Below are 25,465 nucleotides of genomic sequence, written 5' to 3'. Positions count from 1 at the left end.
GTCACAACGGATTACTTCTCAGTCAGACCACGGCGTTCCAGCAGCGGTTCGATCTTGGCGTCGCGGCCGCGGAAGTTGCGGTACATCTGCATGGCGTCCATGGTGCCGCCTTTGGACAGCAGCATCTTGCGGAAGTAGTCGCCGTTCTTGCGCTGCATGCCGCCGTTTTCGACGAACCATTCCACCGCATCGGCATCCAGCTTCTCAGCCCACACGTAGCCGTAATAGCCAGCCGAGTAGCCACCGGCGAAGGTGTGCGAGAAGTAGGTGGTGCGGTAGCGCGGCGGCACCGGGGCGTAATCGACACCCGCTGATTTCAGCGCGGCGGCCTCGAAGCCCAGCACGTCGGTCGGGATCTGCGATACGCCCAGCTGGTGCCATTTCTGGTCCAGGATGGACGCGGCCAGGTACTCGGTGGTGCGGAAGCCTTCGTTGAATTTCTTCGCCGCGACCACTTTGTCCAGCAGCTCTTTCGGCATCGGCGCGCCGGTCTGGTAATGCTTGGCGTAGTTGGCCAGCACTTCCGGCCACACCGACCACATCTCGTTGACCTGCGATGGGAACTCGACGTAATCGCGCGGCACGCGGGTGCCGGCAAAGCGCGGGTACTTCACGTTGGAGAACATGCCGTGCAGCGCGTGGCCGAACTCGTGGAACATGGTGCGCAGTTCGTCGTAGGTCAGCAGCGTCGGCTCGCCCGCATTCGGCTTTGGAATGTTGAGGTGATTGGCCACCACCGGATGGGTACCCATCAGCGACGATTGCGAGACGTAGGCATTCATCCAGGCGCCGCCACGCTTGTTGGAGCGCGCGTACATGTCGGCGATGAAGATGGCCAGCTGCTTGCCATCGGCGTCAAACACATCGAACACGCGTACGTCCGGGTCGTACACCGGCAGGTCCTTGCGCTCCTTGAACGACAGGCCGTACACCTTGTTCGCGGCGAAGAACACGCCGTTGGTCAGCACGTTATTGAGTTCGAAGTAGGGACGCAGTTCGTTCTGGTCGAAGTTGAAGCGCTCGGCCTTGACCTTGTCGCTGTAGAACGACCAGTCGTAGGACGCCAGCTGGAAGCCGCCATGGGCTTTGTCGATGGCTTGCTGGATCTCGGCGCCTTCCTTCCTCGCATTGGCGACGGCAGGGCGGGTCAGCTCGGCCAGGATCTTGTTGACGGCTTCGGTGTCGTGCGCGGTCTGGTCTTCCAGCGCATACGCGGCGAAGTTCGGATAGCCCATCAGCGCGGCTTTTTCCGCGCGCAGCTTGACCATAGCCAGCACCACCTGGGTGTTGTCGTATGGGCCGCCGTGGCTACCGCGCGCCTGCGACAAGGCCATCAGTTTTTCACGCACGGCGCGGTTGGTCAGCACGGACAGGCTGGCCTGGCCGGTGGTATTCACCACCGGGATCAGGAACTTGCCGTCCTGGCCCTTGGCTTTGGCCGTGGCCGCTGCGGCATCAATCGCCTTGTCGGACATGCCGGCCAGCTCTTCGCGCGTATCGACCACCAGCGCCGATGCATTGGCCTCTTCCTGCACGTTTTGCGTGAAGGTGGTTTGCAGCTTGGCCAGTTCGGCGTTCATGGCTTTCAGCTTCTGCTTGTCGGCATCCGACAGCTTGGCGCCTGCGCGCACGAAGTCGGTGTGGTAGCGCTCCAGCAGGTACTTGGATTCCGCATCCAGGTGCAGCTTGTCGCGCTTGTCGTACAGCGACTTGATGCGCGCATACAGCTTGCCGTTCAGGCGGATCGCATCGTTATGCGCAGCCAGCTTCGGCGACAGGTCGCGCTCCAGCGCCTTGAACGTGTCGTTGGTGTTGGCGCCGGACAGGCTGTAAAACACGGTCGATACGCGATTCAGCAACTGGCCCGATTTTTCCATCGCCACGATGGTGTTGTCAAACGTGGCCGGCTTCTTGTTGTTGGCGATGGCCTCGATTTCCGCCGCGTTCTGGCGCATGCCTTCTTCAAATGCCGGCGCGTAGTCTTCGTTCTTGATCTTGTCGAAGGCTGGATAGCCGAACGGCAGGGTGCTGGCCTTGGCGAACGGGTTCGACGCCGGCAGCAGCGATGCCGGTTCCGCCGCGTGGGCGACGCTGAAAACTGCCGCTACGCTGGCGGCGATAATGACATTGTTGCGATTCATTACTTATCCTTATAAACTATTTATATTATTTCAGGCCACGGCGTTCCAGCAGCGGCTCGATCACAGGATCGCGGCCACGGAAGTTGCGGAACAGGTTCATGGCGTCATCGGTACCGCCGCGCGACAGCAGCTTGGCACGGAACCAGTCGCCGTTCTTGCGCTGCAGGCCGCCGTTTTCCTTGAACCATTCCACGGTGTCGGCATCCAGTTTTTCAGACCACAGGTAGGCGTAGTAGCCTGCCGAATAGCCGCCGGAGAAGCTGTGCGAGAAATAGGTGGTGCGGTAGCGTGGCGGCACCGGTGCGAAGTCCACGCCCATGTCTTTCAGCGACTGCGCTTCAAAGCCCAGCACATCGGTCGGGATCTGCGCTGGCGTCAGCTGGTGCCAGCGCTGGTCCAGCAGCGATGCGGACAGGTATTCGGTGGTCATGAAGCCCTGGTTGAATTTCTTCGACGCGATGACCTTGTCCAGCAGTTCCTTCGGCATCGGCGCGCCGGTCTTGTAATGCTTGGCGTAGTTGCCCAGCACTTCAGGCCACACGGCCCACATCTCGTTGACTTGCGATGGGTACTCCACGAAGTCGCGCGGCACGCTGGTGCCGGAGAAGTGCGGGTACTTCACATTGGAGAACATGCCATGCAGCGCGTGGCCGAATTCGTGGAAGGCGGTCTTCACTTCATCGTAGGTCAGCAGCGTCGGCTCGCCTGCTGGCGGCTTGGGAATGTTGAGGTGATTGGCCACCACCGAGTGGGTGCCCATCAGCGACGACTGCGACACGTACTCGTTCATCCAGGCGCCACCCTGCTTGTTGGAGCGGGCGTACATATCGGCCAGGAAGATAGCCAGCTGCTTGCCGTCCGCATCAAACACGTCGAACACACGCACGTCCGGGTTGTACACCGGCAGATCCTTGCGTTCCTTGAACGACAGGCCATACAGCTTGTTCGCCGCATAGAACACGCCGTTGGTCAGCACGTTGTCGAGTTCAAAGTAAGGCTTGAGCTGGTTCTCGTCGAAGGCGAAGCGCTGGGCGCGTACCTTGTCGGTGTAGAAGGCCCAGTCGGCCGCGCCGATCTGGAAGCCGCCTTTTTCCGCATCGACCACGGCTTGCAGGTCGGCCGCTTCTTTCTTCGCATTGTTGACGGCCGGCTTGGCCAGTTCGGTCAGCAGCTTGTTGACGGAGGCGGTGTCGTGTGCGGTCTGGTCTTCCAGCGAGTAAGCGGCGAAGTTTTCGTAGCCCAGCAGCGTGGCTTTCTCGGCGCGGGCCTTGGCGATCTTCAGCACCACCTCGCGGTTGTCGAATTCACCGCCATGGCTGCCGCGTGCCAGCGACAGCGCCATCAGCTTCTCGCGGGTAGCACGGTTGGTCAGTTCTGCCAGCGGCGGCTGGCCCGAGGTATTGACCACGGCAACGAAGAATTTACCATCCAGGCCCTTGGTCTTGGCGGCAGCGGCGGCAGCGTCAATCGCGGCGGCGCTCATGCCGGCCAGCTCTTCACGCGTGTCCACTACCAGGCCGGAGGCATTGGTTTCCTTCAGTACGTTCTGGGTGAACGTGGTTTGTAGTTTGGCGATGGTGCCGTTGACGGCTTTCAGTTTTTCCTTGTCGGCCACCGACAGGTTGGCGCCGGCGCGGATGAAGTCCGTGTGGTAGCGCTCCAGCAGGTGCTTGGCTTCGGCGTCCAGCTTCAGCGCGTCACGTTTTTCGTACAGCGACTTTACGCGCGCCCACAGTTTGGGGTTCAGATAGATGGCGTCCGAATGCGCGGCCAGCTTGGGCGACATTTCGCTATCGATGGCATCCAGCTTGTCGTTGGTGTTGGCGCCTTGCAGATTGTAGAAAACGGTCTGCACGCGGGTCAGCAGCTGGCCCGATTTTTCCATGGCGACGATGGTGTTGTCGAAGCTCGGTGCTGCCTTGCTGTTGGCGATGGCGTCGATCTCCTTGAGTTGCACGCGCATGCCTTCGTTAAAGGCCGGCAGGAAATGCTCGTCCTTGATCTTGTCGAACGCTGGATAGTGGAACGGCAGCGTGCTGGCCGTGGCCAGCGGATTGCCAGCCAGCGCGGCGGCCGGCGCAGCCAGGACGGTTTGCGAAAACGCCACACCCAGGGCGGCGGCAATGACAAGCATATGAGGACGGGTCATGAAGATCTCTTTCTCTTCTGAAGGGCAGGAAAAATGCTGACAGGATTAAAAACGCAGCATGGAAGCGCCAGATCATAGCAGCGCGCTGCGGCGGGGTCACTTGCAAAAAATGCTGCACTGCACTTTCCCGGATTCATCCACCATTTTCCGAACAATAATTTGTCCGATAGGAAATTTCCGTCGAAAAGGAGACGAAATAGGGCATGCGCCAGTGCAATATCCACTTCCTGCAATTGACTTTACTCGGAGTAAAAATTACATTTAAAGCAAAACCAGGGGAGATCATGCGTTTTCACTACACCGCTGTTGTGCTCGCCGGCCTGCTGGCCACAGCCCAGGCCGCAGATGACATCATGCCGCCGACCGGCCTGTACCGCGTCGAGCGGGATAGCAATTTCGGTCCCCGGCGTTTTCCTGTGGGCGAACACGCGCAGCGCGGTGAAGAACGCCGCGCCACCGTGTGTATTCCGGCGCAGGACGGCACTGCGCCGGTGCTGCCGCCGACGGTGCCAGGCGCCAGCTGTCAACCGGTGCCCGGCACGATAACTGGCGACAGCCTGGTGCTGGTGGCGCAATGCCCGCTTGGCCGCATCAGCAATACGATCCAGCGCAGCGACAGCACACACTGGCAGATTACCACCGAGGCGGCGTGGGGCACGCCGGGCAAGCAGCCCACCAAACGCGGCGGCGGAGTCAGCCGCTGGACCCGCATTGCCGATCAGTGCGATTCACGCTGAGCGGCGGCGCATCCAGCCAACCAGCCCCAGGCCGGCCAACAGCATGGCCCAGGTTTGCGGTTCGGGCACCGGCGCCGCCAGGTCCCAGCCGATGGCATCCATGGCGGCCAGGTCGCGCGAGCTGGCATCGTAGGACTGGCCATTGCCGACAAATGGCCGCATCAGATTGACCTGGTTGGGACCGAAGTGGCTGGCTTGCCAGCCGTCGCCATGCTCGGTGCCGGTGGAAAATGCGGCGATGCTGGTGATGCCGCCGTCAACCGAGAAGTACGGCGTACCACCAACGCGCACATCCGCCACGCCGGGCGCCGAATAGCGGTACAGGTCCAGTGGCTCATACCACCAGTCGTTCTCAAAGCGGCTGGCGGTGTTGCTGATGCCGCAGGCGGAACCGCTGCGGGGGGCCATGCAGTAATCGATATCGTCCACGCCCGAGGTAAAGCCCAGCGCATGGCCGATTTCATGCTCGGCCACGGTAATGAAGTCGACCTTGTTGCCTGGCGTGCCGCCCACGCGCGAATAGGAAAAATCCCCGGCATAGGCGTTGGCAAACACGATGCTGGCGTCCGGCGTGGCGGTGCTGGTGCCGACCGCGAATCCCATCGCCTTGGCATTGGCGGTCGTCATGCCCAGATAGAGATTGTTGACCGAGCCGTCGTTGTCCAGGCGCGAACTGCCATCGCCCTGGGTGGCCATGAAAGTCAGCGCCGAGCCGGACTGCAGGTGGCTCACTGCTGTGTGATCCAGCGACGACGTGGCATCGAGCTGCAGCGCAGTGCGTACATTGCTGTAGCTCGTGGTGACGAAGTTGGAGCTGGTACTGCCCAGGATGTTCTGGCCCAGGTTATTAAAGCCGATGTCCAGGTACACGGTGACGTTATCGGTCAGCTTGCCTGACCAGAAATTGGCAGCGGCCTGAAAGCCAGCCAACTGCTGGGCACTCATGCCGCCGGTGGATACATCATTGAGAACAAAGGTCACTGCCTGGGCAGGCGTCAGAAAGGCAAGGCCGAGCGCACCCGCCAGCAGCGGGCGCTGGATGAACTGCTTCATGGTCGAATCCCCTAGTTGGAATTATTATTTTTGCCAGTGAAACAGTTCGATTGTGTGAGCATCTACGGCAGATGTCTAACTAATAATTTCTATGCGATATGCTATCAACGGTAGCGTCAGCCTTTAGTGCGGGTTTCGATCCGACGATCAGGAATGAACCAGATCGCCGCTACCAGCACATAGACGGCAAATCCAGCCATCGGGTGCACGAAGGAGGCGCCTATGCCGATCAGATACAGGAAGGTGGACAGCTTGCCTTTGCGGTCGCTGCCCAGCGCCGCCTTCAGCGCGGGATTGTTCTTTTCAAGGCACAGCGCCAGCATCATGTAGGCGATGCTGCTCATGAACAGCACGAAGCCGTAGCAGGCCACGGGCAGCGAAGAGAAATGGTTCTCGCCCATCCAGCCCGTCACAAACGGTATCAGCGACAGCCAGAACAGCAGGTGCAGATTGCCCCACAACGCCCCGCCCGTGGTTTGGGACACCATGTGGATCAGGTGATGGTGGTTGTTCCAGTAGATGCCGACGTAAATAAAGCTCAGCACATAGCTCAGGAACACCGGGAACAGTGGCAGCAGTGCATCCAGGTTGTCGCCATGCGGCACCTTCAGTTCCAGCACCATGATGGTAATAATGATCGCGATGACGCCATCGCTAAATGCTTCCAGCCTGCCTTTGCCCAACGATGGCTCCTTAATGATGGCTTGCGCCGGTCTGTTCAGTTCCTTATGCGCGTCGCGCCCGCCAGTACGGCCGCACCGATGGCGAACAGGCACCATGCGTCTGGTTCCGGCACCGCGCTCACCCTGGTCAGAGTATCAAGGTTTGCATTCACAAACAAGCCCACGCTGCGGTCTGGCGTTGCCCAGACATATGTCACCCGCTGGCAGAGTCGAACAAGTTCAGTCGCGTGCGGGTACGCGCGGGCGCAGTGTTATTGGAAGCCTGCTCGTACAGCACGCACGGGCCATCGCCGGCAACATAGTCAGACGTCACCGAGAAAGTTAATTTGCACTGGAAAAAGTTAATACAAATAAAATTTGTATCCGACCGCGCTAGGGTAAGCTTCCCGGCAACGCCCTATTCCAGCAGGGCGTTCACTGCCACGAGATCATCAACACTCAGCCGTCCCACGGCCTGCTTGAGCTGCAGCAGCGCCACTAGATGGCGATGACGGGCCTGCGTCAGCTGCAGTTGCGCCTGGCCATTGGTCTGGATCGCATTCAGCACATCGGTCAGGGTACGGGTGCCGTACTGATGGCCGGCACGGCTGGCGGACAGGGCGCGCTCGGCTGCTTCCGCGCCCGGCTCCGCGATGGCAATCTCCGCCACGCTGCCGCGCACGGCCTGCAGCTGCGCTTCGACATTGCGCACAATGCTGCGGCGGCTGGCTTCGAATTGGGCACTGGCGGCGTCGCGGTTGTAGAGCGCCTGCCGGGTCGCGGCAAACGTCGCACCGCCTGCCACAATCGGCACGTTCAGCGTCAGCCCGACGGTATTGGTGGTCACCTGGCGGCTGCCGGCCGCGCCATTTACCAGTCCGCGGTCGGTGCTGAAGCTCAATCCCAGGGTCGGCAGGTTGGCCGCGCGCGCGGCCTTGATACGCGCTTCCGATGCCAGCACAAGTTCCTTCCCTGATTGCAGCACCGGGTTGTCAGCCAGCGCTTCCGTGACCCAGGCCGGGGCGTCAGCAGGTTGCGGCAGGGCCGGCTGGAAGCCCTGGCGCAGCGGCTTGAGCGGCAACGGCGCTTCGCCCGTGAGTTCCTGGACCGCCTGATTGGCATCCGCCAGCGCTTCCCTGGCCTGCTGCGTGGCGGCCTGGGCCAGACCGAGATAGGCGCGCGCCTGGTCGACGTCCACCGCCGCCGTGAGGCGCTCGGCCACGCGCACCTTGCTCTGCCTGACCAGCTCCGCGACCGCTGCCTCGTTGGCGGACAAGGTATCGAGCTGGCTTTGCGCGCTGAGCAGGGCGAAATAGCGCACCGCCACCTCAGCCACCAGAGCCTGCTCGGCCGCGCGCAGCGTGGCTGCCTGCGCCTGGGCATCGGCGCGCGCAGCACGCCAGGTGTCGAGCGCCGCCAGATTGACGATGGTCTGCGTGATCTGGCTACTGGCGTTATTGCTGTTCACCCCTGCCGTTTGCCGGGGCGTGACGCTGAGCGTCCATTGCGGCAGCAGCGGCGCGCGGTTGAGATCCGCGCTGGCATTGCTGGCGCCGGCCTGGGCCTGCGCCTGCTGAAGCGCAGGATAATTGCCGCGCGCCCGGGTATAAACACTCAGCAGGTCATCACTGAGGGCAGCCCAGACCGGCGGACACACGACCAATAAACCGATGCACAGCAACCGTCTCATGCAGCGCTGCCGCTCACACTGTGCAGGCGTGCATCACGCGCGACTTCGGCGGCCTGGCCGTCCATGACCTTGACGATGCGCTGCGCGCGTTCGGCCAGATGCAGGTCGTGGGTGACCATCACAATGGTGGCGCCGCCAGCATGCAGCTCCTGCAGCAGATCGATGACGCCGGCGGCCATCTGGGTATCCAGGTTGCCGGTTGGTTCGTCGGCCAGCAGCAGCGGCGGATTGCCCGCCAGCGCGCGCGCAATCGCGACGCGCTGCTGCTGGCCGCCGGACAGCTGGCCGGGATAATGGCGCGCACGGCCAGCCAGCCCGACCTTGGCGAGCGCTGCCTGTGCCAGTTCGCGGCGCTCGGCCGCGCGCAGGCCACGATAGCCGAGCGGCACTTCGATATTGTCGCGCAGGTTCAGGTCCGGTATCAGATTGAAGGCCTGAAAAACAAAGCCGATCTTCTGGTTGCGCAGGCGGCTGCGCTGCCTGTCGTTCATCTGGCTGACGTCGACGCCGTCGAGCACATAACGGCCGCCGCTCGGCGCTTCAATCAGGCCAGCGATGCCCAGGAAGGTACTCTTGCCGGAACCGGAAGCCCCGGTAACGGCAACAAATTCCCCTGGCGTCACATGGAGATTGAAGTCGCGCAGTGCAGCGGTTTCAACCGTTTCGGTGCGGTACACCTTGGCGATATGGTGCATCTCAAGCATGGCAATCCCTTACTGAATTAATTGAACTTGGCTGGCGCCCTTGAACACATCGGCGCCCGCAATCACAACCTGGTCGCCGGCCTTGAGCCCGCTCAGGACCTCGACCTGCGTCAGGCTTTGCGCGCCGAGGCGCACCGGACGTCTGACGGCAACCTGGTTGACCACCACGTACGCCCAGTGGCCGCCGCTTTCTTCAACAAACGGCCCGCGCGCCACGCGCAGCACGCGCTCGCGCTGGTCCAGCACGACGCGCGCCGACAGGCGCTGGTTCTGGCGCAGCGCCGCCGGCTGCGCGCCGTCAAAACGCAGCCGCGCGGCCACCTCGCCATTCACCACTTCCGGCGAGACGCTGCTGATGCGGCCGCGCCAGCGCTGGCCGTTGCCGCTGAGTTCGCCCAGCATGCCCGGCGCCAGCTCGCGCGCCTGGCTTTCCGCCACCTGGATCTGAACTTCCAGCCGGGTAAGGTCAATCACCGCCAGCAGCTTGGCGTCCTTGGCCACGGAAGAGCGGTCCGCCACAAATACCTGGCCCACCTGGCCATCGACAGGCGCGCGCACCGTCAGGCCGGTCTGCAGGCGCTGCAAGTCGGCCACCTGCAGTTCGGCACGCTCATGGGCCTGGCGGCGGGCCGCCAGTTCAAAGCGGGTGGCGTCGTCCTTGAGCGTGAGCGCCTGGATCGCCTGCTGATGGGCGATGCGGGCCCGCGCCAGCGCATCGCGCGCCTGGTCGACCGCGATGCCGGCCGCCGCGCCAGCATCGAACGCGCGGGTCTGGCGCGTCAGGTCATTCTCGGCGGAGGTCAGCGCCAGCGCGGCGGTCTGCACGCCCGCTTCCGCCGCCGCACGGGCCTGGCGGGCGTCGGCCTGGGCACGCAGCCATTCGCTTTTCAGCGCATCGGCCGCACTGCGCGACTGCGCCAGACTGGCCTGCAGTTCAGGACTGGTGATCTGCGCCACCATCTGCCCGGCCTTGACCGCATCGCCCGGCTGTACCGACAGCGTGACAGTGCCGTCGGAACCGGCATACAGCGTCGGCGCAGCGGCGGCCACCACGCGGCCCTCGGCGGCCACGTCGCGCGTCAGCTCGCCCGATTCCACCGGGGCCAGCGTCAGACGGTCGAGGCTGACGCTGGCCCCGCCCACCACCGCCTCTTTCAATTGCATGGCGAGCCAGCCCGCCAGCACCATGACCGCCAGCCCGAGCGCCAGCCATTTGCGGGTACGCGGCGCGGCGACGGGGAGACGGGTGTCCTGAGTGGAAGTATCCGGTATCATCGGCTGCCCATTCGAAGTCAGACTGCCTTGATGGCGGCCATGGGCGGAATGGCCGCCGCCCGCAGCGCGGGCGCCAGCACCGCCAGCTGGCCCAGTATCCACAGCGCCACGGCGCCGACCGGTAAATACGCCAGCGGCAGGTGCGGCAGTTCGTAAAAGCGCATCAGGCCCAGGTTCAGGCCGTAGGCCAGCAGCATGCCGATCGTGATGCCCAGGCTCACGATGATGAAGTTCTCGATCTGGAAATAACGCAGGATATCGCCGGTAGTGGCGCCCAGCGCGCGCCGGATGCCGATCTGCTTGCTGCGCTGGGTCACCCAGAAACTGGCCAGGCCGACGATGCCCAGCGCGGTCGTGCCCAGCAATGCTACACAGACGCCCAGCAGCAGCAATGCCATCACATAGCTGCTATTGAAATAGCTGGCGCGCAGCGCCGGCACGGTACGGCTTTGTTCGACGTCCAGCACGGCGTCCGTTGCCGTCTGGTTCGCTACCGCCCTGGCGTCTTCCACGATGCGCGCGATATCGGCGGGCCGCCCGCGCAGCAGATATTTGCCGACCAGTTGCGGCCCGGCAACGGCCGGCACAAACACCGCCCAGTCAGGGTCGGCGCTCTGGCCACCGCCCGGCGCCGCCACCGACAGGTGACGTACCACGCCGGCCACGCGGAAGCTGGTACCCATGGCCCAGAACTGCTGTCCCACCGGGTTCTGGCCGGGCCAGAAATGGCTGGCCAGGGTTTGCGTAATCAGCACCACGGGATTGGCCGGGACCGTGTCGGCGATCGGTGTGTAGTCGTCGGCCTGCGGCAAGCGGCCGGCCAGCAGCTGCAAGCCAAACGTTGCTACCGCCTTGGCATCGCCCACATAAAAATCGATCACGCCGCCAAAATGCTTGCCGTCCTGGTCGAGCCGCACGCCGGCGCTGGCCACCGGCTCGCCAAACGGCACCATGTTCACTACGCTGACCGCCTCGACGCCGGCGATTCCCTGCAACGCGGCCAGCATGCGCGCATTGAGATCAGCCGCCTGGTCCGGCGTGAAGCCGGACAGCTTGACCGTGCCCAGTGCGGCTTCCTCGATGCCGCTGTCCATCTGCGTCGACTGGACGCGCTGGACCACCAGGAAGCAGGCATTGCACAGTACCGCACACGCGAGCGAGATTTGCAGTGCGATCAGGAAGGTGGCGAGGCGGTGCTTGCGCAGCGCCGCAACTATGTATGGGATCTGCATGGCGTCCTCTATAACGTTTTCAACTGCGTCGCCGGCTGGATCAGCGTGGCGCGCAAGGCCGGCAGCATGCCTGCCAGCAGGCTCACCAGCAGGGACAGGGCGAAGGTCCACAGGAACATGGTGAGGTCCAGATAAGCGCCATCTGCGTACGGCACCGGCTGGCGCCGCACCAGCGACAGGCCAAGCAGGGTCAGCAGCAATCCCATCGCGCCGCCCAGTACACCAATGATGGCGGACTCGGCCATACACTGCGCGAACACCGAGCCGCGCGTCGCGCCCAGCGCGCGGCGCAGCCCGGTCTCCGCGCTATGCCGCAGGAACTTGGCCGACAACAGGCTCAGCACGTTGGTCAGGCAAATCGCCAGGAAGGCAAACGCCAGCGCCGTCTGCAGCTTGGTATCGCTGGGCACGACCCGGTTGAAGTCCAGCCACTGCATCAGCGAACGCAGGCGGGTGTTGTCCGCATGTTTGATGCGGCCCTGGGCTTTCTGCTGGGTGGCATAGTTCTGCAGGAAGTGGCGGTAGGCGGCGACCTTGGCCGGACTGTCCAGGCGCACCCACAGCGCCACCCAGACGCACGGCGCCTGTTCAAGATGGCCCGGCTGCTCCGGCGAGGCCCAGCAGGTAAATGGCTGGAAATTGCCGGGATTGACGTCCAGGCTGGTGGAGAAGGGCGTGAACACATCCTCGGTCTTGCCGTAAAACCCCGACGTGTCACCGTTGGCAAAGCGGCCGCCGCGCACCTGATAGAACAGCGGGAACGGCCGCCATGGCGCCAGCACGCCAGCAATCCGGACATCCGCATCGCCCAGCCGGATCACGCGGCCGACGCTGTCGCCGCCGCCGAACAGCTTGTCGTTGAGACTGGCGGAGATCACTGCCACGCGCGCGCGCGCCGCGTCATCGGCCTGGCTCCAGCCCTTGCCGTACTTGAAGGGCACGTTGAACATGCTGAAGAAGTCGGCCGTGGTGGAGGTCATGGCCAGCATCAGCGGCGGCAACGCCGTGTCGGGCGCGCGCAGCTTGACCTGGCTGTTGGCCACCAGCGTCTGCTGGTCTGCCTGCCGCGCGCTCCACAGGTCCATGGCGGTGCGGTAGTCCAGCACATCAAGCGGTTCGCGGCCCTTGGACTTGGGCGAGACATCCACCTGGGGATAATAGAGGTGCTGGCTGCGTCCCGGCAGCGGATCACCGGACAGCAGCTGCATCACGGTCAGCGTGGTCATGCTGGCGCCGATGCCAACCGCAATCGCCAATATCATCAGCATCGTCAGCGCCTTGTTGCGCCGCGTGTTATGCAGGGCGACTTGGAAGTAATAACTCAGCATGGGATCAGGAACTCAGTCATGGTTAGGGATGCGGGCACGCCAGGTCAGCTGTTGACGGCCTTCAGGGTGTCCGTCCGCAACGGCACGCTGCCCAGTTGATAGATCTGGTCAAACACGGCGGCATATTCGTCGGCGCCGTGCATGATCATCACCAGCATGCGGCCGGCGGTGCGCTGCTCAATTTCCTGCATGGCCAGCGCGCGGCTCGACACATCCAGGTTGGCCAGGGGTTCATCCAGAATGTACAGCTCGGCATCGGACGACAGCGCCAGCGCCAGCGCCAGCTTCTGCTGCTGCCCCGCCGACAGCTGGTCGGGATAGGCGTCCAGCAGCTCGGGCGTGTCGAGATTGAACCGCTGGAGCAGCTGGCGATCCAGGTCCAGTGCGCGCACCACGATGGGCGGAAACTGCAGCGGCAGCGTCACCGCATTGATACGCGCGGGCAGCACCAGCTCACCCGCCGACGGTTGCAGATAACCCGACAGGATATTGGCCAGCGTGGTTTTGCCCGAGCCATTTTGGCCGGCAATCAGCACTTTCTGTCCGGGCTGCACATGCATCGAGAAGCCCTTGATGATGTGGTTGCCATCGTAGTCGTAGCTGATGCCGGCGGCCGTTACCGCATTGGCCCGGGTGTGATACGGCTGGTCCGCATGCGCGTTGATGAAGTCCACCAGACGGCTGGCAATGGCGTTGTGGCCATGCAGTTCGGCCCACTGGCGGAAGATCTCGATCAGCGTGGTGGCGGAACGCCAGAACGAATTCATGAAGCCGATGTAGCCGCCCACGGTCATGGTGCGGTTGAAAACGAAATAGGCGCCGACGAAAATACAGCACGCGTCAGAAATGACCATGGTGACATCGCTGGCCCTTTGCAGGCCGTTCACCACGCGGAATTTGCGGTAGCCGGATTCCAGTGCCTCATCCACTTTGCCGGAAAACACCGACAGGCTGCGCGGGATCATGCCGAAGGTACGGATGATCTTGAACGCGCTGACCGATTTGGTCAGCGTGTCCAGCAGCGCAGCTTCCTTGTCGCGTTCGATATTGGTGAGCCCGCGGATTTTCTTGCCGACCGTAATGCTGACCAGGGTGGCGATGGGAATGATCGCAAACAGCACCAGGAACGCCTGCCACGAGATATACACCAGCACCGACACCAGCGCGGCCAGCGTCACCAGGTTGACCGCCATGCGGCGCACCAGCGGCAGCATCGGCACCAGGCCATCCTTGACATCGGAGCGGATGCGGCTGACGTAGTGGCCATTGCCATTGCGTATCACCTCGCTGTAATTCTTGGCGAAGTAGGCGCGCAACAGGTTTTCGCTGGCCTGCGCGACAATCTGGTTATCCAGCTGTTGCTGCCACAATGACAGCAGATAACTCAGCAGGTTGACGGACAGCCCCAGCGCCAGATAGTAGGCGCCCAGATACACAAAACGGCTGAAGTCGGTATCGACCGTCACGGCGTCAAAAATCGCCTTGAGCAGCAGGGGATGGAGCATGGCGCCGCCACCGCCGACCACGGCCGCAAACAAGGTTACCCACATATACTGGGCGCGGTATTTTCCCAGCAATAGCATGAAACACTGGAACGAGGATAATGGCGGTTGCGCCGTCCCCGTTCCGGCTTTCAGGCTGTTCTCTGTTAAGCGCATGGTGGCATTCCTGGTCAGATAGCGTCAGTGCGGTCCACCGATGCTTTGCGCCCCGGCAGGTTGTCGAGTTCATCCAGGAAAAACTCATCCGGCAAATGCTGGTTCAGGCGGTGCAGGGTCCGCATCACGCCAGCCACGCCGGTGGCGTAGTCGCACGAGATACGGAACAGGCCATCACCGGGAGTGGCGTAGCCATCCTGGTGCTTAATCAGGAACAGGTCGCTGAGTCCCTGCAGCGGCCGCTGCGCCATCTCCAGGTATTTTTTATCCTGGGAGTAGAGATAGGCGTCCAGCAGCACGTCAACAAAGCCAACCACACCGTACGACAACCCCGCAAAAATCGCGTATTTCCGGCAGGCGTCGGCCAGCACGTTCTCGATCTTCGACCACAGGCCGTAGCGGATGGCCACCTTGGCGATGCCGGCACTGCCCTGCTCGATGTAGCTGTCAAAGGTCGTCGTTTCTTCCGGCGCGCACGGGAAGCAGCTCACGCCTGCCTCATGTTCATGGGCATACGACAAGTCAAACTCGAGCGCCTGGCGGCCCAGCTCCCGCCACTTCTGCATCTGCGTCATTTGCGCCAGGCGCAGGAAGAACAGCGCCACCCCGCTCTGGCCGTATCCCAGGCCGATGCGGACTTCGACCTCATCCTTCCAGTACAGGCCGCGATCATTTTTTTGTGCGCTGGCTTCCAGGGCTTCCGCAAGTTCGACCGCAGCATTCAGATAATGCTGGTCATCGAGCATGCGATAGGCGGCCAGATTGGCCATGCCGACACCGGCCATGCCGTAGTACAGCGAGTGGTGGCTGCGCAGCAGCTCACTGTGGTTGGCACATTGCAGGAAGCGCTTGCCCGTTTCGACATCACCGGTGGCCAGCAAGGTCCAGGCGATGCCTGCCGTCCCGACCAGCCAACCCGGCGCCATTTTGGCCGGATCCAGTTCCGCCAGCTCTTGGCGATAGCGCTGCAGCGCTGGCTCGGGCACCGTGTAACCGCTGCGCGACAGCGCGTACAGGATCCCCGACGAACCAAAGCCCAGGCTCATGGGATTGAAATTGGTGCCGAAAGGATCGACCGGGAACAGCGCATAAGGTTGCTCCAGGCGATAGTTGTTGGTGATAAAGCGCGCCATTTCACTGCACGCCTGGTCCAGTTGCAGCGCCGCGTCTGGCTGCCTGCTCATGGGTTTTTCAATTGCCGCAGGACCGTTCAGCAATGCCACCGCTTCGCTGCAGCTGATGGCATTGCCGACGAGTTGTTCGACCACGCGCTGCACCGGCGTTTGCGACCAGCCGATATCGGCCAGCACAACCGGCAGTATTTTGGTGAACAGATCGCCGCGCAGGAACGCCATGGCCGCGATCGGGAAGATGGCATACAACATCATGGTGCCGATCGCATACAGGTCATCCTGGAAATTGCTTTCCTTGGCACGGCCCTTGTGCTCCGAACGGAAGCCTGGGGTAAACAACGTCTCGGGTGCTTCGACCTGCGGCCGGTAGGCGCCTTCCAGGTCGATAATACGCACCTCCATGGTGGCCTTGTCGATCAGGACGTTCATCGGCGAGAGGTCGCCGATCACCATGCCGCGCGCATGGATCTGATCGATCGCCTTGAGCACGCCGGTGAAGATGCGCTTATAGCTGTCATAGAACGCAGCACTGTCGTCCGCCGTGGGATGGGCCAGGATCAAAGGACTTTTCATGACCGTCAATTCGCGCACATCGAACGCGTCGAAGTATTCTTCGACCAGATAATAGTTTTCCCAGTCCCAGAATGAGGTGTACACCTCCGGCGTAATCCCCAGCCCGGACAGGATGCGCAGATTATTTTCTTCCTTGGCGAGCCGGGTGGTGGCATCGGCGCCGTTGGCGCCCAGCTCGACAAACGGCCGGGCTTCCTTGATGACCACGTCCTTGCCAGTGGTGGTATCGGTCGCCAGATACACGCCGCCGGTATTGGAAAAGCCCAGCGCGCTTTTGACGATAAACCGCCCGCCGTTGAGGGTCATTTCATCCTCGTCCGGTTCATCCGACGGGAAGGGATCGGCGGCCCAAGGCGGCGTTTCAAAGTAAGGACTGCGCTTATCCTCGACCTGCTGGCCGTCGGGCGCGGTCAGTACCGGTATCTGGTTGCCCATGAAATGCAGGCGGCTGACTAAAGTAAAACCACCATAGCGATAATAAAGACACCGGCAATCTTTATAACGGCGGTCCGATAATATATAGGAGCCAAGATCGTTTTTTAATAACGCATAAGCGCGTTCTATAAATTCGAGAAATATTTCTTCTGTTGCCGGATAAAGCGTAATGAATTTGCCTGAACCGCCGCGTGACCAGCGTTTCGAGGTCATCAGCTTGAGCGTATTGATATCGTTGGCAAATTTAAACTGGACATCGTGCTCAAACGCCAGCGTGGCGACTTTTGCCAGGATATCCTTGCAGTTCGATTCGATGGCGGAAACGTGAATCTTCCAGCCCTGTTTAGGCAGTTTGACCGGTGCGCTATTGGCAACCGGAATAATATGGGTCCAGACATCCGCCCGGTGCGTGCGCCAGGGCAGACCACGCTCCTGGATCAGCGTCTCAACCAGGGATTTCAGTTCATCTGCGGGACGGTAGTGCGCGTAATTTGGCTCATAAAACAGTTCACTGGAACCGCGATAAAAAGCCTTATCGACGTGGCGTTTTTCACGCAGTGATTTCGCGCTACGCACCATATACCATCTCCCTTAGAATAATTATGTCAGCAAATCCGGTCGTATCAGAATCAGCGCGCAGCAGTGCATGCTCCGCGCAGTCCAGCTTAGTCGTTGTCTTTTTTGCAGCAATCACTGTATGAACTGGTCACGCTGGAGGCGGCAATTTCGTTGACTTCCAGCTGCATGCGTTGCAGGTTCAAAATCCGGCTCATTTGATACCTCACTGAAAATTAAAGAGTAAATGAGAGCAGTGATATTGCATCACTGCTCCGACCTTCATTGATTACGTCTGATCGTTCTTGCAGCAATCAGTATGCGAGCTGCTCAGGCTCAGGCCCGAAACTTCGTTGGTATCCAGAGCCATGCGTTGCAGATTCAGAACACGTTTCATTTGTGCCTCCTAATAATGAAGTTAATAAACCGCCAGACTGTTACATTTGGCGATAATCTTGAACCACCATAGAAAACTTTAGCCATTCACTATGTGGGTATGCCCGCTTCATAACAATTTCCCCCTCGCCGATTGATGGACAATTGACGAGATATTATTTTGCTAATGAGATTAAGGCATATTCATTCTCGGTATTTATTTTTAAAGAGTCAACTCGAACAACAAGACAATGTTGTAAAAAAATTTATTTTACTGATCGTGACATTTAGTGAAATTTGCACGTATGGTTTATGATATGCAAACAATATTTAAATATAAACTGAATGTTATATTTGGTGACTATTTATTTAATTCCCAGAAAAGGCGATGGCAGACCGGCGGCGCGGTTATTTGAATTCGACACCGGACTCCAGGGCGGCATCATCCAGTGTGATATTTCGTCCCAGCATTTTGGCGCTGTAGAGCAGGGAGTCGGCGCGGCGCAGCATGGCATCCAGGCTGTCACGCTGATCGAGCAGGGTGGCAATGCCGGCGCTGTAATGCAGCGGGATGCCCAGCTCGCGCGGGCCGGCTGCGGCCAGCCAGTCGCGCAAACGCTGATCGTAGGCGCGCATCGCCGCCGGATCGGCGCCGCGCTTGAGTACACAGAATTCTTCGCCACCGTAACGGCACACCACATTGCGCTCGCCGCCCACCGACTGCATGCCTTGTACCAGCAGCTTGAGCGCTTTGTCGCCCGTCTCATGGCCCTGCGCTTCGTTGATGTCCTTGAAATGATCCAGATCCAGCAACAGCACGCACAACGGTTGCTGCAGGCGCTGGCTGTCGGCCACAATCGCGACGGCCTGCGCGCTCCAGGCGCGGCGGTTCAGGGCGCCGGTAATGCCGTCGGTATTCGCTAGCCGCTCGAGTTCGCGCGCGGCCTCTTCACGGTACGCCAGCAAGATGCCGGCCAGCGACATGACCACCGTCACATTGGCGGCCAAGGCAAACAGGATATTGGCCGGATGCGGCGCAAAAAAATTCGGAAATTGTGCGGTGTAAAACGCCCCCAGCACGCCACGCGACGCCGTCACCAGCAACTGCACCAGCAGCGATATCACCAGCAGCCAGCGCCAGCGGCCCACCGGCGTCAGTGGCTGACGGCACAGCGTCCAGGCCACCAGCGCCAGCTGCAAGGCCAGCAAGCCGTTAGCCCAGCCCACACGGAAGGCGTAATGTTGAAAGCCGATGCCATAGCCTGCAGTCATGACGGCGGCAATTACTGCGGGTGCGCGCGAGGAGGCGCTACGTCCGCACCACAGATCGAAGGCCATGGCGCTGTATGCCAGGCCGGCGGCGATGCCCGCCATGGCCAGTGTCGACAACAAACGGTCGCCGAGCGAGCCGGCGCCGGCCACGCCCGACAGCAGCAGGCATACCCAGCCGATCGCCTGCAACCCGATGCCCAGCTGTGCGCGGCGCGCAGCCAGATTCACCTTGCCCATGACCGCGAGCAGCGCTGCTGCAATGGTCAACAGATTCAGCGTCATGGCGATCAACAGGGAAGCGACTATCTGCATGGCGAAGCCTAAATCAAGGAGTCGTGTGCAGTATAGCAAGCTAGCGTCGGCTACACTCTGGTCTGGCAACGCTCAACAACAGGAACATGAATGGAAAACTACGCGGAACTGCTGGATACACTGACGCAGCAGGAAAAAGATTTGCAATTTACCGCCTTCAGCAGCGATACCGCACTGGCACTGGGCTTGAAACTGATCGAACTGGCCAAGGCCAGGGACAAGAGCATCACCATCAACATCACCGTCAACAGCAAGGTGCTGTTCCATCATGCGATGCAGGGCGCCTCGGCCGACCAGGCGGACTGGATACGCCGCAAGAACAATGTGGTGGCGCGCTTTGGCCGCTGCTCGTTCTACGTCGGCATCGACCACAAGCACCGCGGCGTGGTGTTTGACGATATCAAATACCTGCCGCCGGTGGACTATGCCGCCAACGGCGGCGCCTTCCCCGTCACGCTCAAGGGCACCGGCATCATCGGCACCGTCACCGTCTCCGGCCTGCGCCAGGCGGAAGACCACGCGCTGGTCGTTGAAGCCTTGCGCGCGGTGCTGGCGTAATCAATAGTGCGGCGGCCGCTCGTGCGGCAGCTGGCCGCCGCTGTTCTGGGCTGCGTTGCGGACGTGCTGGACCAGCGCGGCGCACATCTGTTCCAGCTTGTCGATCTGCCGCTGCTGTTCGTGGATGCGCTGGCTCAGCGAGTCCACCATGTCTTCGGCGTAGGCCAGTTTGATTTCGATGTCGATGAAGCGGTCTTCGTTACTCATGGTTGTTCCTTGTCGGGTTTGGGCGTGGATAGCAGTTCCTTCATGCGCGCCAGGCGTTCTTTCGGCGTCAGCACTTCCGATTCCATTGGCACTGCCGTGCCCTCATCCAACTTCATTTCCTTGATAAAGCGCGACGGGTCGCAGTGCACCTGCTCGCCTGCGCGCTTGCGTTTCTTGCACCATGTGATGGTCAGCGTGCGCTGTGCGCGCGTGATGCCGACGTACATCAGGCGGCGTTCTTCCTGCACCCGCGCCGCGATCGATTCGGCCGGGGCATCGGCATCGCCCTTGTGCGGCAGGATGCCTTCCTCGCAGCCGACCAGGAACACGTGCGGATACTCCAGTCCTTTCGAGGCGTGCAGGGTCGACATGCGCACTGCGTCCGGGTCTTCGTCCTGGCCTTCCAGCATGGACATCAGCGCCACCATCTGGGTCAGTTCCAGCACGTTCTTTTCGTCGCCGTCGCGGTCCTTGCCGCCGCGGCCGCGGTCCTTCAGCCAGTTGACGAATTCCAGCACGTTCTGCCACTTGCTCTGGGCCGCGCGCTCGTCAAACATATCGTATAAATAGTTTTCATAATTAATCGCCTCCAGCATGTCATCCAGCACCTGCGCCGCGTTGTCGCCGCTGCCCGACGGGCCGGGACGGCTGGCGCGCGCTTCCAGGTTGTTGATGAAGTTGCAGAAGTCGCGCAGCGGGTTCAGCTGGCGGTCCGGCAGCAGGGCTTCGATGCCGCCCTTGAATACCGCCTCGAACAGCGAGCAATTCCACTGGGCGGAGAAGGTGCCCAGCGTCTCCAGCGTCGACTGGCCGACACCACGGCGCGGCGTGGTCACGGAACGGATGAAGGCCGGATCATCGTCGGTATTCGCCAGCAGGCGCAGGTAGCTGATGATGTCCTTGATCTCGGCCTTGTCGAAGAACGACTGGCCGCCGGAAATCGTGTACGGGATGCGCTCCTTGCGCAAGGCCTGCTCGATGATCCGCGCCTGGTGGTTGCCGCGGTACAGGATCGCGTAGTCCGACCACTTGTTCTTGCGCTGGAAATGGTCGGCCGAAATCATGATGGCCACCTGGTCGGCTTCGGCATCATCGGTGGGCATCGACATCACCTGGATCGGCTCGCCCAGGCCATGCTCCGACCACAGCGATTTTTCGAACAGCTTGGGATTGTTGCCGATCACCGCGTTGGCCGCCTGCAGGATGCGCGTGGTGGAGCGGTAGTTCTGCTCCAGCTTGATGACCTGCAGGTCCGGGAAGTCGGTCTGCAAGGTTTTCAGGTTCTCCACCGACGCGCCGCGCCACGCGTAGATCGCCTGGTCGTCGTCGCCCACCGCGGTAAACATCGGCTTCTTGCCAATGCCGGTTACCATCAGCTTGACCAGCTCGTACTGGCAGGTATTGGTGTCCTGGTACTCGTCCATGAGCAGATAGCGCAGGCGGCGCTGCCACTTGTCGCGCACCTTCTCGTGATGGCGGAACAGCTCCACCGGCAGGCGGATCAGATCATCGAAGTCCACCGCCTGGTAGGCCGACAGCGTCGCCACATAGCTGGCGTAGACGCGTGCCGATTGCGCCTCGTCCTCGTCCTTGGCCTGGCTCAGCGCCGTCACCGGGTCCACCAGGCCGTTCTTCCACAGCGAGATGTCGGTCTGGATGCGGCGCACCACCTGCTTGTCGGTGGTGATCGCCATGTCCTGGACCAGCGAACCGCAATCGTCGGCATCCATGATGGAGAAACGGTCCTTGAGGCCCAGTTCATTGCACTCCTGGCGCAGGATCCGCACGCCCAGCGAGTGGAAGGTGGACACCGTCAGCTGCTTGGCCTGCTTGGGCTGCTTGAGCAGCTTGGCGATACGCTCCTGCATCTCCAGCGCCGCCTTGTTGGTAAAGGTCAGCGCGGCAATCGTGCGCGGGTCGTAGCCGCGGTCCTCGATCAGGTGGGCGATTTTCTGCGTAATCACGCGCGTCTTGCCCGAGCCGGCGCCGGCCAGCACCAGGCAGGGACCATCCAGGTAGGTAACAGCCTGGCTCTGGGGCAAATTAAGGCCGAAAACGGGAACGTTGGTGGACATCGGGCGAGGGATAGAAAATCGGACAAACAGCCCCACATTGTATCAGTCGCCGGGGCCGTCACTGATGCGACGCATGAAGCGTTTGTGGCATTTGCGTTACCATGCGGAGATCTGGGCTCCCGCCTAACCTTATCTCGGTTGCAATTATGAAATTTGAACATCTGATCGAAGTCAACGACCCGCTCAACCCGCTCATCGACGTCCTGAGCGTCGAACAAGTGTGGCGCGGCCTGGTGCTGCGCGCCGAATCGCCCAAGCTGTTCGTGCCGCACCTGGACGAAAGCACCATCGACGAGCGCAGCGACAACGGCTTCCGCCGCCGCCTGCGCTACGGCGAACTGGTGGTGGAGGACCGCGTGGAGCTGGACCCCATGCGCAGCGTGCGCTACCGCGTCGCCGCCCAGCAGGACATCGCCGAATCCAGCCTGACCATGACCATCGAGCAGCCGACCGAGGACACGCTGTTCGTGCGCTTCCAGTACGAAGACAGCCATGACGCCGCCACCGACGAAGCGAATGCCATGTACGACGAATTCCGCCGTTCGGCCTACGTCGAGTCGGACATCGACACCATCGGCATGCTGCGCGAGCTGGCCCAGCAGGGCCGCCTGGACGCCCTGCTCAACTAATCGTCGGCCGCCGCGCGGCCCCACACCTGCGCCATGCGCAGCGGCGGGGCGTCCAGCGCGGCCACCTGGGCGTTGGTCAGCACTTCGCGGATCGCGTGCAGTTCATTGCGGGTGTCGCGCTGCAGGAACACGTCCAGCGGCGCACCGCGCGGCCCAATCACTGATTCCACATGCGGCGTGGTCGATTGCAGGCCGCGCCGCGACACCACGCCCACCTCGCCGTTAATCATGCGTACATAGGTGCCGATCGGGTAGATGCCCAGTTCGCGGATCACCAGCGACACCAGATTGGTGTCCAGCGTGGTGCGCGCCTCCAGCAGCATGTCGCGCAGCGCGCCGTTGGGCGCCATGGCTGGCCGGTAGGTGCGTTCCGACACGCGCGCGCAATAGCGGTCCGCCAGCGCCACCAGCTTGGACAGCAAGGGAATCTGCGCGCCGACCTTGCCGAACGGGTAGCCGGTGCCATCTTCGTTTTCATGGTGATGCAGCACGCAGTTGAGCCAGGCCTCGTCGTTGACGCCGGCCGCGCGCAGCAGTTGCACGCTGAGTTCGGGATGGGCCAGCTTGCGCGCGTGATCGACCGGGTCCAGCACCGCACTGCTGTCATGCCAGCGCTGGTGATGCTCCAGCATGCCGGTGTTCATGGTCAGCGCGGCCAGCGTGACGGTCATGACATCGTTGCGCGAACGCTGGCGCGCGCGGGCCAGCAGCACGGCAATCACTGCCGTGTTGACGCTATGCCGCGCCGCATACGTGGCCTGATGCTGGTTGTGCAGCACGCTCGCCGTGGCAATGTCGACATTGAGCTCCACCGCCGCGTGCACCATGAGCGCGATATCGTCCAGGCGGCGGCGAAAATCCGGCGGCGCCACGCCGTGCGAGACGGCCTGCAGCAGCGTGTGCAGCTCCAGATAGGCGGCGTTGAGCTTGCGCAGCACCGACGGCGGTTCCGGCGCCGGCTGCGGCGGCAGGCCATCCTCGAACACGCCGCGCTCCACCAGATAGGCGATCTGATTGGCGCTGGCGATCATATGCCCCTTACGAACCAGCAAAGCGCCATTTTCCCCGTAGACATCCCAGGGAAGCAGCATGCCCAGCTTCAAGTCGGCCGCTGTCACTTTGCGTATGTTCATTGCCCTACCAAAAGTCGATCAATGCAGCAGCATACGGCTTTTCGCATGACGATGTGTGACTTTTTTGTATCTTTGATTTAACAATAAGAATTTACGGCGCCGGTGTGCAATCGACGCAAGGACAGTCGTGCGCCGGCTCGTGCTGCAAATGGTGGGCCAGGTCGCGCAGCGCGGTCCGCACGCCTTCTTCCACCACCGGATGGTAGAACGGCATGTCCAGCATGGCCTCCACCGTGAGCCCGGCCTGCACGGCCCAGGACAGCAGATGGCCAATGTTTTCCGCGCGCGGGCCGATCATTTCGGCGCCGAGGAAGCGGCCAGTGGCGTACTCGGCGTAGACGCGCAACATGCCTTTGTTTTGCAGCATCACGCGGCTGCGGCCCTGGTTTTCAAACGACACCTTGCCGATCGCAAAGCGGCCCGCATGCGATACGCACAGCTCGCTATAGCTGCTGCCCATGGTGGCGATCTGCGGCTCGGTGAAGGTGATGGCCAGCGGCGTGCGGCGCAAGCCGGGCTGGACGTCAGGGTAGCGCGCCGCATTGTCACCGGCGATGCGGCCATGGTCGGCCGCTTCCGGCAGCTGCGGGCGTTCGTTGTTGGCGTCGCCCGCAATGAAGATATGGCTGTCGCCGCACTGCATGGTGTGCGGGTCGTATAGCGGAATGCCTTGATGGTCGCGCTGCAGGCCGGTGTTCTCCAGCCCCAGCTTGTGCACATTGGGCCGGCGGCCGATGGCCGACAGCAGGTAGGCAAATTGCTCGGTATGCTGTTTGCCATTGGCATCCTCGCTGGTGACGATCACGCCGAGGCCATTGCTTTGCGGCGCCACATCAACCACCTTGGTTTTGAAACGCACATCGAGTTCGTCAGTCATGGCGCGGCGCGCCACTTGCAGCACCTCAGGATCGCTGAGCTGGGCCACGCTGCCACCACGGCCAAAGATGGTCACGCGCACGCCGAGCCGCGCCAGTGCCTGGCCCAGTTCCAGGCCGATCACGCCGGTGCCGGCCACCGCCACGGATTCCGGCAGGTCATCCCAGTCAAACACCGCGTCGCTGCTGATCACGCGCGGACCGGCCGCGCGCCATTCGTCCGGCACAATCGGCGTGGAGCCGGTGGCAATCACGAAACGCTCGGCCTCGACCAGCGTATGGTCACCGATTTGCAGCTGCGTCGGACTGATGAAGCGTGCATGGCCGTGGAGCTTGTCCTCGGCCGGATAGCCGTCCACGCTCTCCACCACAAAGCCGACAAAGCGGTCGCGCTCGCTGCGCACACGCTCCATGACCGCCTTGCCGTTGATGCGCACCTGCCCCGGCGACACCCCGAACCGGGGCGCCACGTGCAGCATGTGCGCCGCGTCCGCCGCAGAAATGAGAAGCTTGCTGGGCATGCAGCCAACCCGGGCGCAGGTGGTGCCGTAGACATTGCTTTCGATCAGCAAAGTCTGCTTGCCGCCAGCCTTGGCGGCGCGATAACCGGTCATGCCGGCGGTGCCTGCGCCGATCACGGCGACTTCGGTGCGTAGAGTTTTCATACGGATCAGTCTACTCCGAACTGCGTTTTACGTTTTACT

General features: G+C 61.9%; 21 protein-coding genes and 1 pseudogene. 3 read left to right on the top strand and 19 right to left on the bottom strand.

Features of this window, described 5'->3' with window-relative positions:
- Positions 1–11: 11 nt before the first annotated feature.
- Both BUA36_RS08235 and BUA36_RS08230 read right to left on the bottom strand, forming a co-directional pair.
- Complete coding sequence (locus BUA36_RS08235) at positions 12–2,141, bottom strand: M3 family metallopeptidase (protein ID WP_072783344.1); 2,130 nt, start codon at positions 2,139–2,141, stop codon at positions 12–14.
- Between the two features lie 25 nt (positions 2,142–2,166).
- Complete coding sequence (locus tag BUA36_RS08230; protein ID WP_072783342.1) at positions 2,167–4,290, bottom strand: M3 family metallopeptidase; 2,124 nt, start codon at positions 4,288–4,290, stop codon at positions 2,167–2,169.
- Positions 4,291–4,574: 284 nt separating this feature from the next.
- Here BUA36_RS08230 and BUA36_RS08225 point away from each other — a divergent pair, with 284 nt between their 5' ends.
- Positions 4,575–5,027 carry a hypothetical protein gene (locus BUA36_RS08225; RefSeq protein WP_072783340.1) on the top strand — a complete coding sequence of 151 codons (453 nt, stop codon included), beginning with the start codon at positions 4,575–4,577 and terminating at the stop codon, positions 5,025–5,027.
- On the opposite strand, the gene BUA36_RS31175 is transcribed toward BUA36_RS08225, so the two are convergent.
- The 13 genes and pseudogenes from BUA36_RS31175 to BUA36_RS08175 all read right to left on the bottom strand — a co-directional run bounded on the left by BUA36_RS31175 (position 5,019) and on the right by BUA36_RS08175 (position 19,284).
- Positions 5,019–6,080 carry an NF038122 family metalloprotease gene (locus tag BUA36_RS31175; protein WP_072783337.1) on the bottom strand — a complete coding sequence of 354 codons (1,062 nt, stop codon included), beginning with the start codon at positions 6,078–6,080 and terminating at the stop codon, positions 5,019–5,021. The genes BUA36_RS08225 and BUA36_RS31175 overlap by 9 nt on opposite strands.
- Before the next feature lie 116 nt (positions 6,081–6,196).
- Positions 6,197–6,763: a TMEM175 family protein gene (locus BUA36_RS08215; RefSeq protein WP_072783335.1), complete on the bottom strand. Its 567-nt coding sequence runs from the start codon at positions 6,761–6,763 to the stop codon at positions 6,197–6,199.
- Positions 6,764–7,160: 397 nt separating this feature from the next.
- The gene (locus tag BUA36_RS08210; protein WP_084560053.1) at positions 7,161–8,432 is read right to left on the bottom strand and encodes a TolC family outer membrane protein; all 1,272 of its coding nucleotides are present in this window, start codon (positions 8,430–8,432) and stop codon (positions 7,161–7,163) included.
- Complete coding sequence (locus BUA36_RS08205) at positions 8,429–9,136, bottom strand: ABC transporter ATP-binding protein (RefSeq protein ID WP_072783330.1); 708 nt, start codon at positions 9,134–9,136, stop codon at positions 8,429–8,431. The genes BUA36_RS08210 and BUA36_RS08205 overlap by 4 nt, the downstream gene beginning before the upstream one ends.
- Before the next feature lie 9 nt (positions 9,137–9,145).
- Positions 9,146–10,513, bottom strand: a complete 1,368-nt coding sequence (locus tag BUA36_RS08200) for an efflux RND transporter periplasmic adaptor subunit (protein ID WP_208861866.1) — start codon at positions 10,511–10,513, stop codon at positions 9,146–9,148.
- Positions 10,429–11,643 carry an ABC transporter permease gene (locus tag BUA36_RS08195; RefSeq protein ID WP_072783325.1) on the bottom strand — a complete coding sequence of 405 codons (1,215 nt, stop codon included), beginning with the start codon at positions 11,641–11,643 and terminating at the stop codon, positions 10,429–10,431. The genes BUA36_RS08200 and BUA36_RS08195 overlap by 85 nt, the downstream gene beginning before the upstream one ends.
- Positions 11,644–11,651: 8 nt before the next feature.
- Positions 11,652–12,971: an ABC transporter permease gene (locus BUA36_RS08190; protein WP_072783323.1), complete on the bottom strand. Its 1,320-nt coding sequence runs from the start codon at positions 12,969–12,971 to the stop codon at positions 11,652–11,654.
- Positions 12,972–13,015: 44 nt separating this feature from the next.
- Positions 13,016–13,531 carry an ATP-binding cassette domain-containing protein gene (locus BUA36_RS31610; protein WP_371851429.1) on the bottom strand — a complete coding sequence of 172 codons (516 nt, stop codon included), beginning with the start codon at positions 13,529–13,531 and terminating at the stop codon, positions 13,016–13,018.
- A 210-nt stretch (positions 13,532–13,741) separates the two neighbouring features.
- Positions 13,742–14,521, bottom strand: a pseudogene (locus tag BUA36_RS31605) (ABC transporter transmembrane domain-containing protein); the annotation flags it as partial.
- A gap of 122 nt (positions 14,522–14,643) precedes the next feature.
- On the bottom strand, positions 14,644–17,349 hold the full coding sequence (lanKC, locus tag BUA36_RS08180; RefSeq protein WP_072783319.1) for a class III lanthionine synthetase LanKC: 2,706 nt from the start codon (positions 17,347–17,349) through the stop codon (positions 14,644–14,646).
- Positions 17,350–17,435: 86 nt separating this feature from the next.
- Entirely contained in the window at positions 17,436–17,543 is a 108-nt protein-coding gene (locus BUA36_RS30940) for a class III lanthipeptide (RefSeq protein WP_202413663.1), read from the bottom strand.
- Positions 17,544–17,614: 71 nt separating this feature from the next.
- On the bottom strand, positions 17,615–17,722 hold the full coding sequence (locus tag BUA36_RS30935; protein ID WP_202413662.1) for a class III lanthipeptide: 108 nt from the start codon (positions 17,720–17,722) through the stop codon (positions 17,615–17,617).
- A 386-nt stretch (positions 17,723–18,108) separates the two neighbouring features.
- Positions 18,109–19,284, bottom strand: a complete 1,176-nt coding sequence (locus BUA36_RS08175) for a GGDEF domain-containing protein (protein WP_072783317.1) — start codon at positions 19,282–19,284, stop codon at positions 18,109–18,111.
- A gap of 90 nt (positions 19,285–19,374) precedes the next feature.
- Between BUA36_RS08175 and BUA36_RS08170 the strand changes: the two genes are divergently transcribed.
- Positions 19,375–19,842 carry a heme-degrading domain-containing protein gene (locus BUA36_RS08170; RefSeq protein WP_072783315.1) on the top strand — a complete coding sequence of 156 codons (468 nt, stop codon included), beginning with the start codon at positions 19,375–19,377 and terminating at the stop codon, positions 19,840–19,842.
- On the opposite strand, the gene BUA36_RS08165 is transcribed toward BUA36_RS08170, so the two are convergent.
- Both BUA36_RS08165 and BUA36_RS08160 read right to left on the bottom strand, forming a co-directional pair.
- Entirely contained in the window at positions 19,843–20,049 is a 207-nt protein-coding gene (locus tag BUA36_RS08165) for a SlyX family protein (protein WP_072783313.1), read from the bottom strand.
- Positions 20,046–22,124: a UvrD-helicase domain-containing protein gene (locus BUA36_RS08160; protein ID WP_072783311.1), complete on the bottom strand. Its 2,079-nt coding sequence runs from the start codon at positions 22,122–22,124 to the stop codon at positions 20,046–20,048. Before BUA36_RS08160 ends, BUA36_RS08165 begins: the two co-directional genes overlap by 4 nt.
- Before the next feature lie 146 nt (positions 22,125–22,270).
- Between BUA36_RS08160 and BUA36_RS08155 the strand changes: the two genes are divergently transcribed.
- Positions 22,271–22,753, top strand: a complete 483-nt coding sequence (locus tag BUA36_RS08155; RefSeq protein ID WP_072783309.1) for an SRPBCC family protein — start codon at positions 22,271–22,273, stop codon at positions 22,751–22,753.
- On the opposite strand, the gene BUA36_RS08150 is transcribed toward BUA36_RS08155, so the two are convergent.
- Positions 22,750–23,886, bottom strand: a complete 1,137-nt coding sequence (locus tag BUA36_RS08150) for an HD-GYP domain-containing protein (protein WP_072783306.1) — start codon at positions 23,884–23,886, stop codon at positions 22,750–22,752. The genes BUA36_RS08155 and BUA36_RS08150 overlap by 4 nt on opposite strands.
- Positions 23,887–23,977: 91 nt before the next feature.
- Positions 23,978–25,426 carry a dihydrolipoyl dehydrogenase gene (locus tag BUA36_RS08145; RefSeq protein WP_072783303.1) on the bottom strand — a complete coding sequence of 483 codons (1,449 nt, stop codon included), beginning with the start codon at positions 25,424–25,426 and terminating at the stop codon, positions 23,978–23,980.
- Between the last annotated feature and the right edge of the window lie 39 nt (positions 25,427–25,465).

It is taken from the genome of Duganella sacchari, assembly GCF_900143065.1.
Classification (GTDB): Bacteria; Pseudomonadota; Gammaproteobacteria; order Burkholderiales; family Burkholderiaceae_D; genus Rugamonas; species Rugamonas sacchari.
This window is presented reverse-complemented; position numbering and strand designations above follow the sequence as displayed.

What these genes read in the sequence shown, in the direction of transcription:
- BUA36_RS08235 (WP_072783344.1), bottom strand. Translation starts at nt 2,141, where the DNA reads ATGAATCGCAACAATGTCATTATCGCCGCCAGCGTAGCGGCAGTTTTC.
- BUA36_RS08230 (WP_072783342.1), bottom strand. Translation starts at nt 4,290, where the DNA reads ATGACCCGTCCTCATATGCTTGTCATTGCCGCCGCCCTGGGTGTGGCG.
- BUA36_RS08225 (WP_072783340.1), top strand. Translation starts at nt 4,575, where the DNA reads ATGCGTTTTCACTACACCGCTGTTGTGCTCGCCGGCCTGCTGGCCACA.
- BUA36_RS31175 (WP_072783337.1), bottom strand. Translation starts at nt 6,080, where the DNA reads ATGAAGCAGTTCATCCAGCGCCCGCTGCTGGCGGGTGCGCTCGGCCTT.
- BUA36_RS08210 (WP_084560053.1), bottom strand. Translation starts at nt 8,432, where the DNA reads ATGAGACGGTTGCTGTGCATCGGTTTATTGGTCGTGTGTCCGCCGGTC.
- BUA36_RS08205 (WP_072783330.1), bottom strand. Translation starts at nt 9,136, where the DNA reads ATGCTTGAGATGCACCATATCGCCAAGGTGTACCGCACCGAAACGGTT.
- BUA36_RS08195 (WP_072783325.1), bottom strand. Translation starts at nt 11,643, where the DNA reads ATGCAGATCCCATACATAGTTGCGGCGCTGCGCAAGCACCGCCTCGCC.
- BUA36_RS08190 (WP_072783323.1), bottom strand. Translation starts at nt 12,971, where the DNA reads ATGCTGAGTTATTACTTCCAAGTCGCCCTGCATAACACGCGGCGCAAC.
- BUA36_RS31610 (WP_371851429.1), bottom strand. Translation starts at nt 13,531, where the DNA reads ATGCATGTGCAGCCCGGACAGAAAGTGCTGATTGCCGGCCAAAATGGC.
- lanKC (WP_072783319.1), bottom strand. Translation starts at nt 17,349, where the DNA reads ATGGTGCGTAGCGCGAAATCACTGCGTGAAAAACGCCACGTCGATAAG.
- BUA36_RS30940 (WP_202413663.1), bottom strand. Translation starts at nt 17,543, where the DNA reads ATGAGCCGGATTTTGAACCTGCAACGCATGCAGCTGGAAGTCAACGAA.
- BUA36_RS30935 (WP_202413662.1), bottom strand. Translation starts at nt 17,722, where the DNA reads ATGAAACGTGTTCTGAATCTGCAACGCATGGCTCTGGATACCAACGAA.
- BUA36_RS08175 (WP_072783317.1), bottom strand. Translation starts at nt 19,284, where the DNA reads ATGCAGATAGTCGCTTCCCTGTTGATCGCCATGACGCTGAATCTGTTG.
- BUA36_RS08170 (WP_072783315.1), top strand. Translation starts at nt 19,375, where the DNA reads ATGGAAAACTACGCGGAACTGCTGGATACACTGACGCAGCAGGAAAAA.
- BUA36_RS08165 (WP_072783313.1), bottom strand. Translation starts at nt 20,049, where the DNA reads ATGAGTAACGAAGACCGCTTCATCGACATCGAAATCAAACTGGCCTAC.
- BUA36_RS08160 (WP_072783311.1), bottom strand. Translation starts at nt 22,124, where the DNA reads ATGTCCACCAACGTTCCCGTTTTCGGCCTTAATTTGCCCCAGAGCCAG.
- BUA36_RS08155 (WP_072783309.1), top strand. Translation starts at nt 22,271, where the DNA reads ATGAAATTTGAACATCTGATCGAAGTCAACGACCCGCTCAACCCGCTC.
- BUA36_RS08150 (WP_072783306.1), bottom strand. Translation starts at nt 23,886, where the DNA reads ATGAACATACGCAAAGTGACAGCGGCCGACTTGAAGCTGGGCATGCTG.
- BUA36_RS08145 (WP_072783303.1), bottom strand. Translation starts at nt 25,426, where the DNA reads ATGAAAACTCTACGCACCGAAGTCGCCGTGATCGGCGCAGGCACCGCC.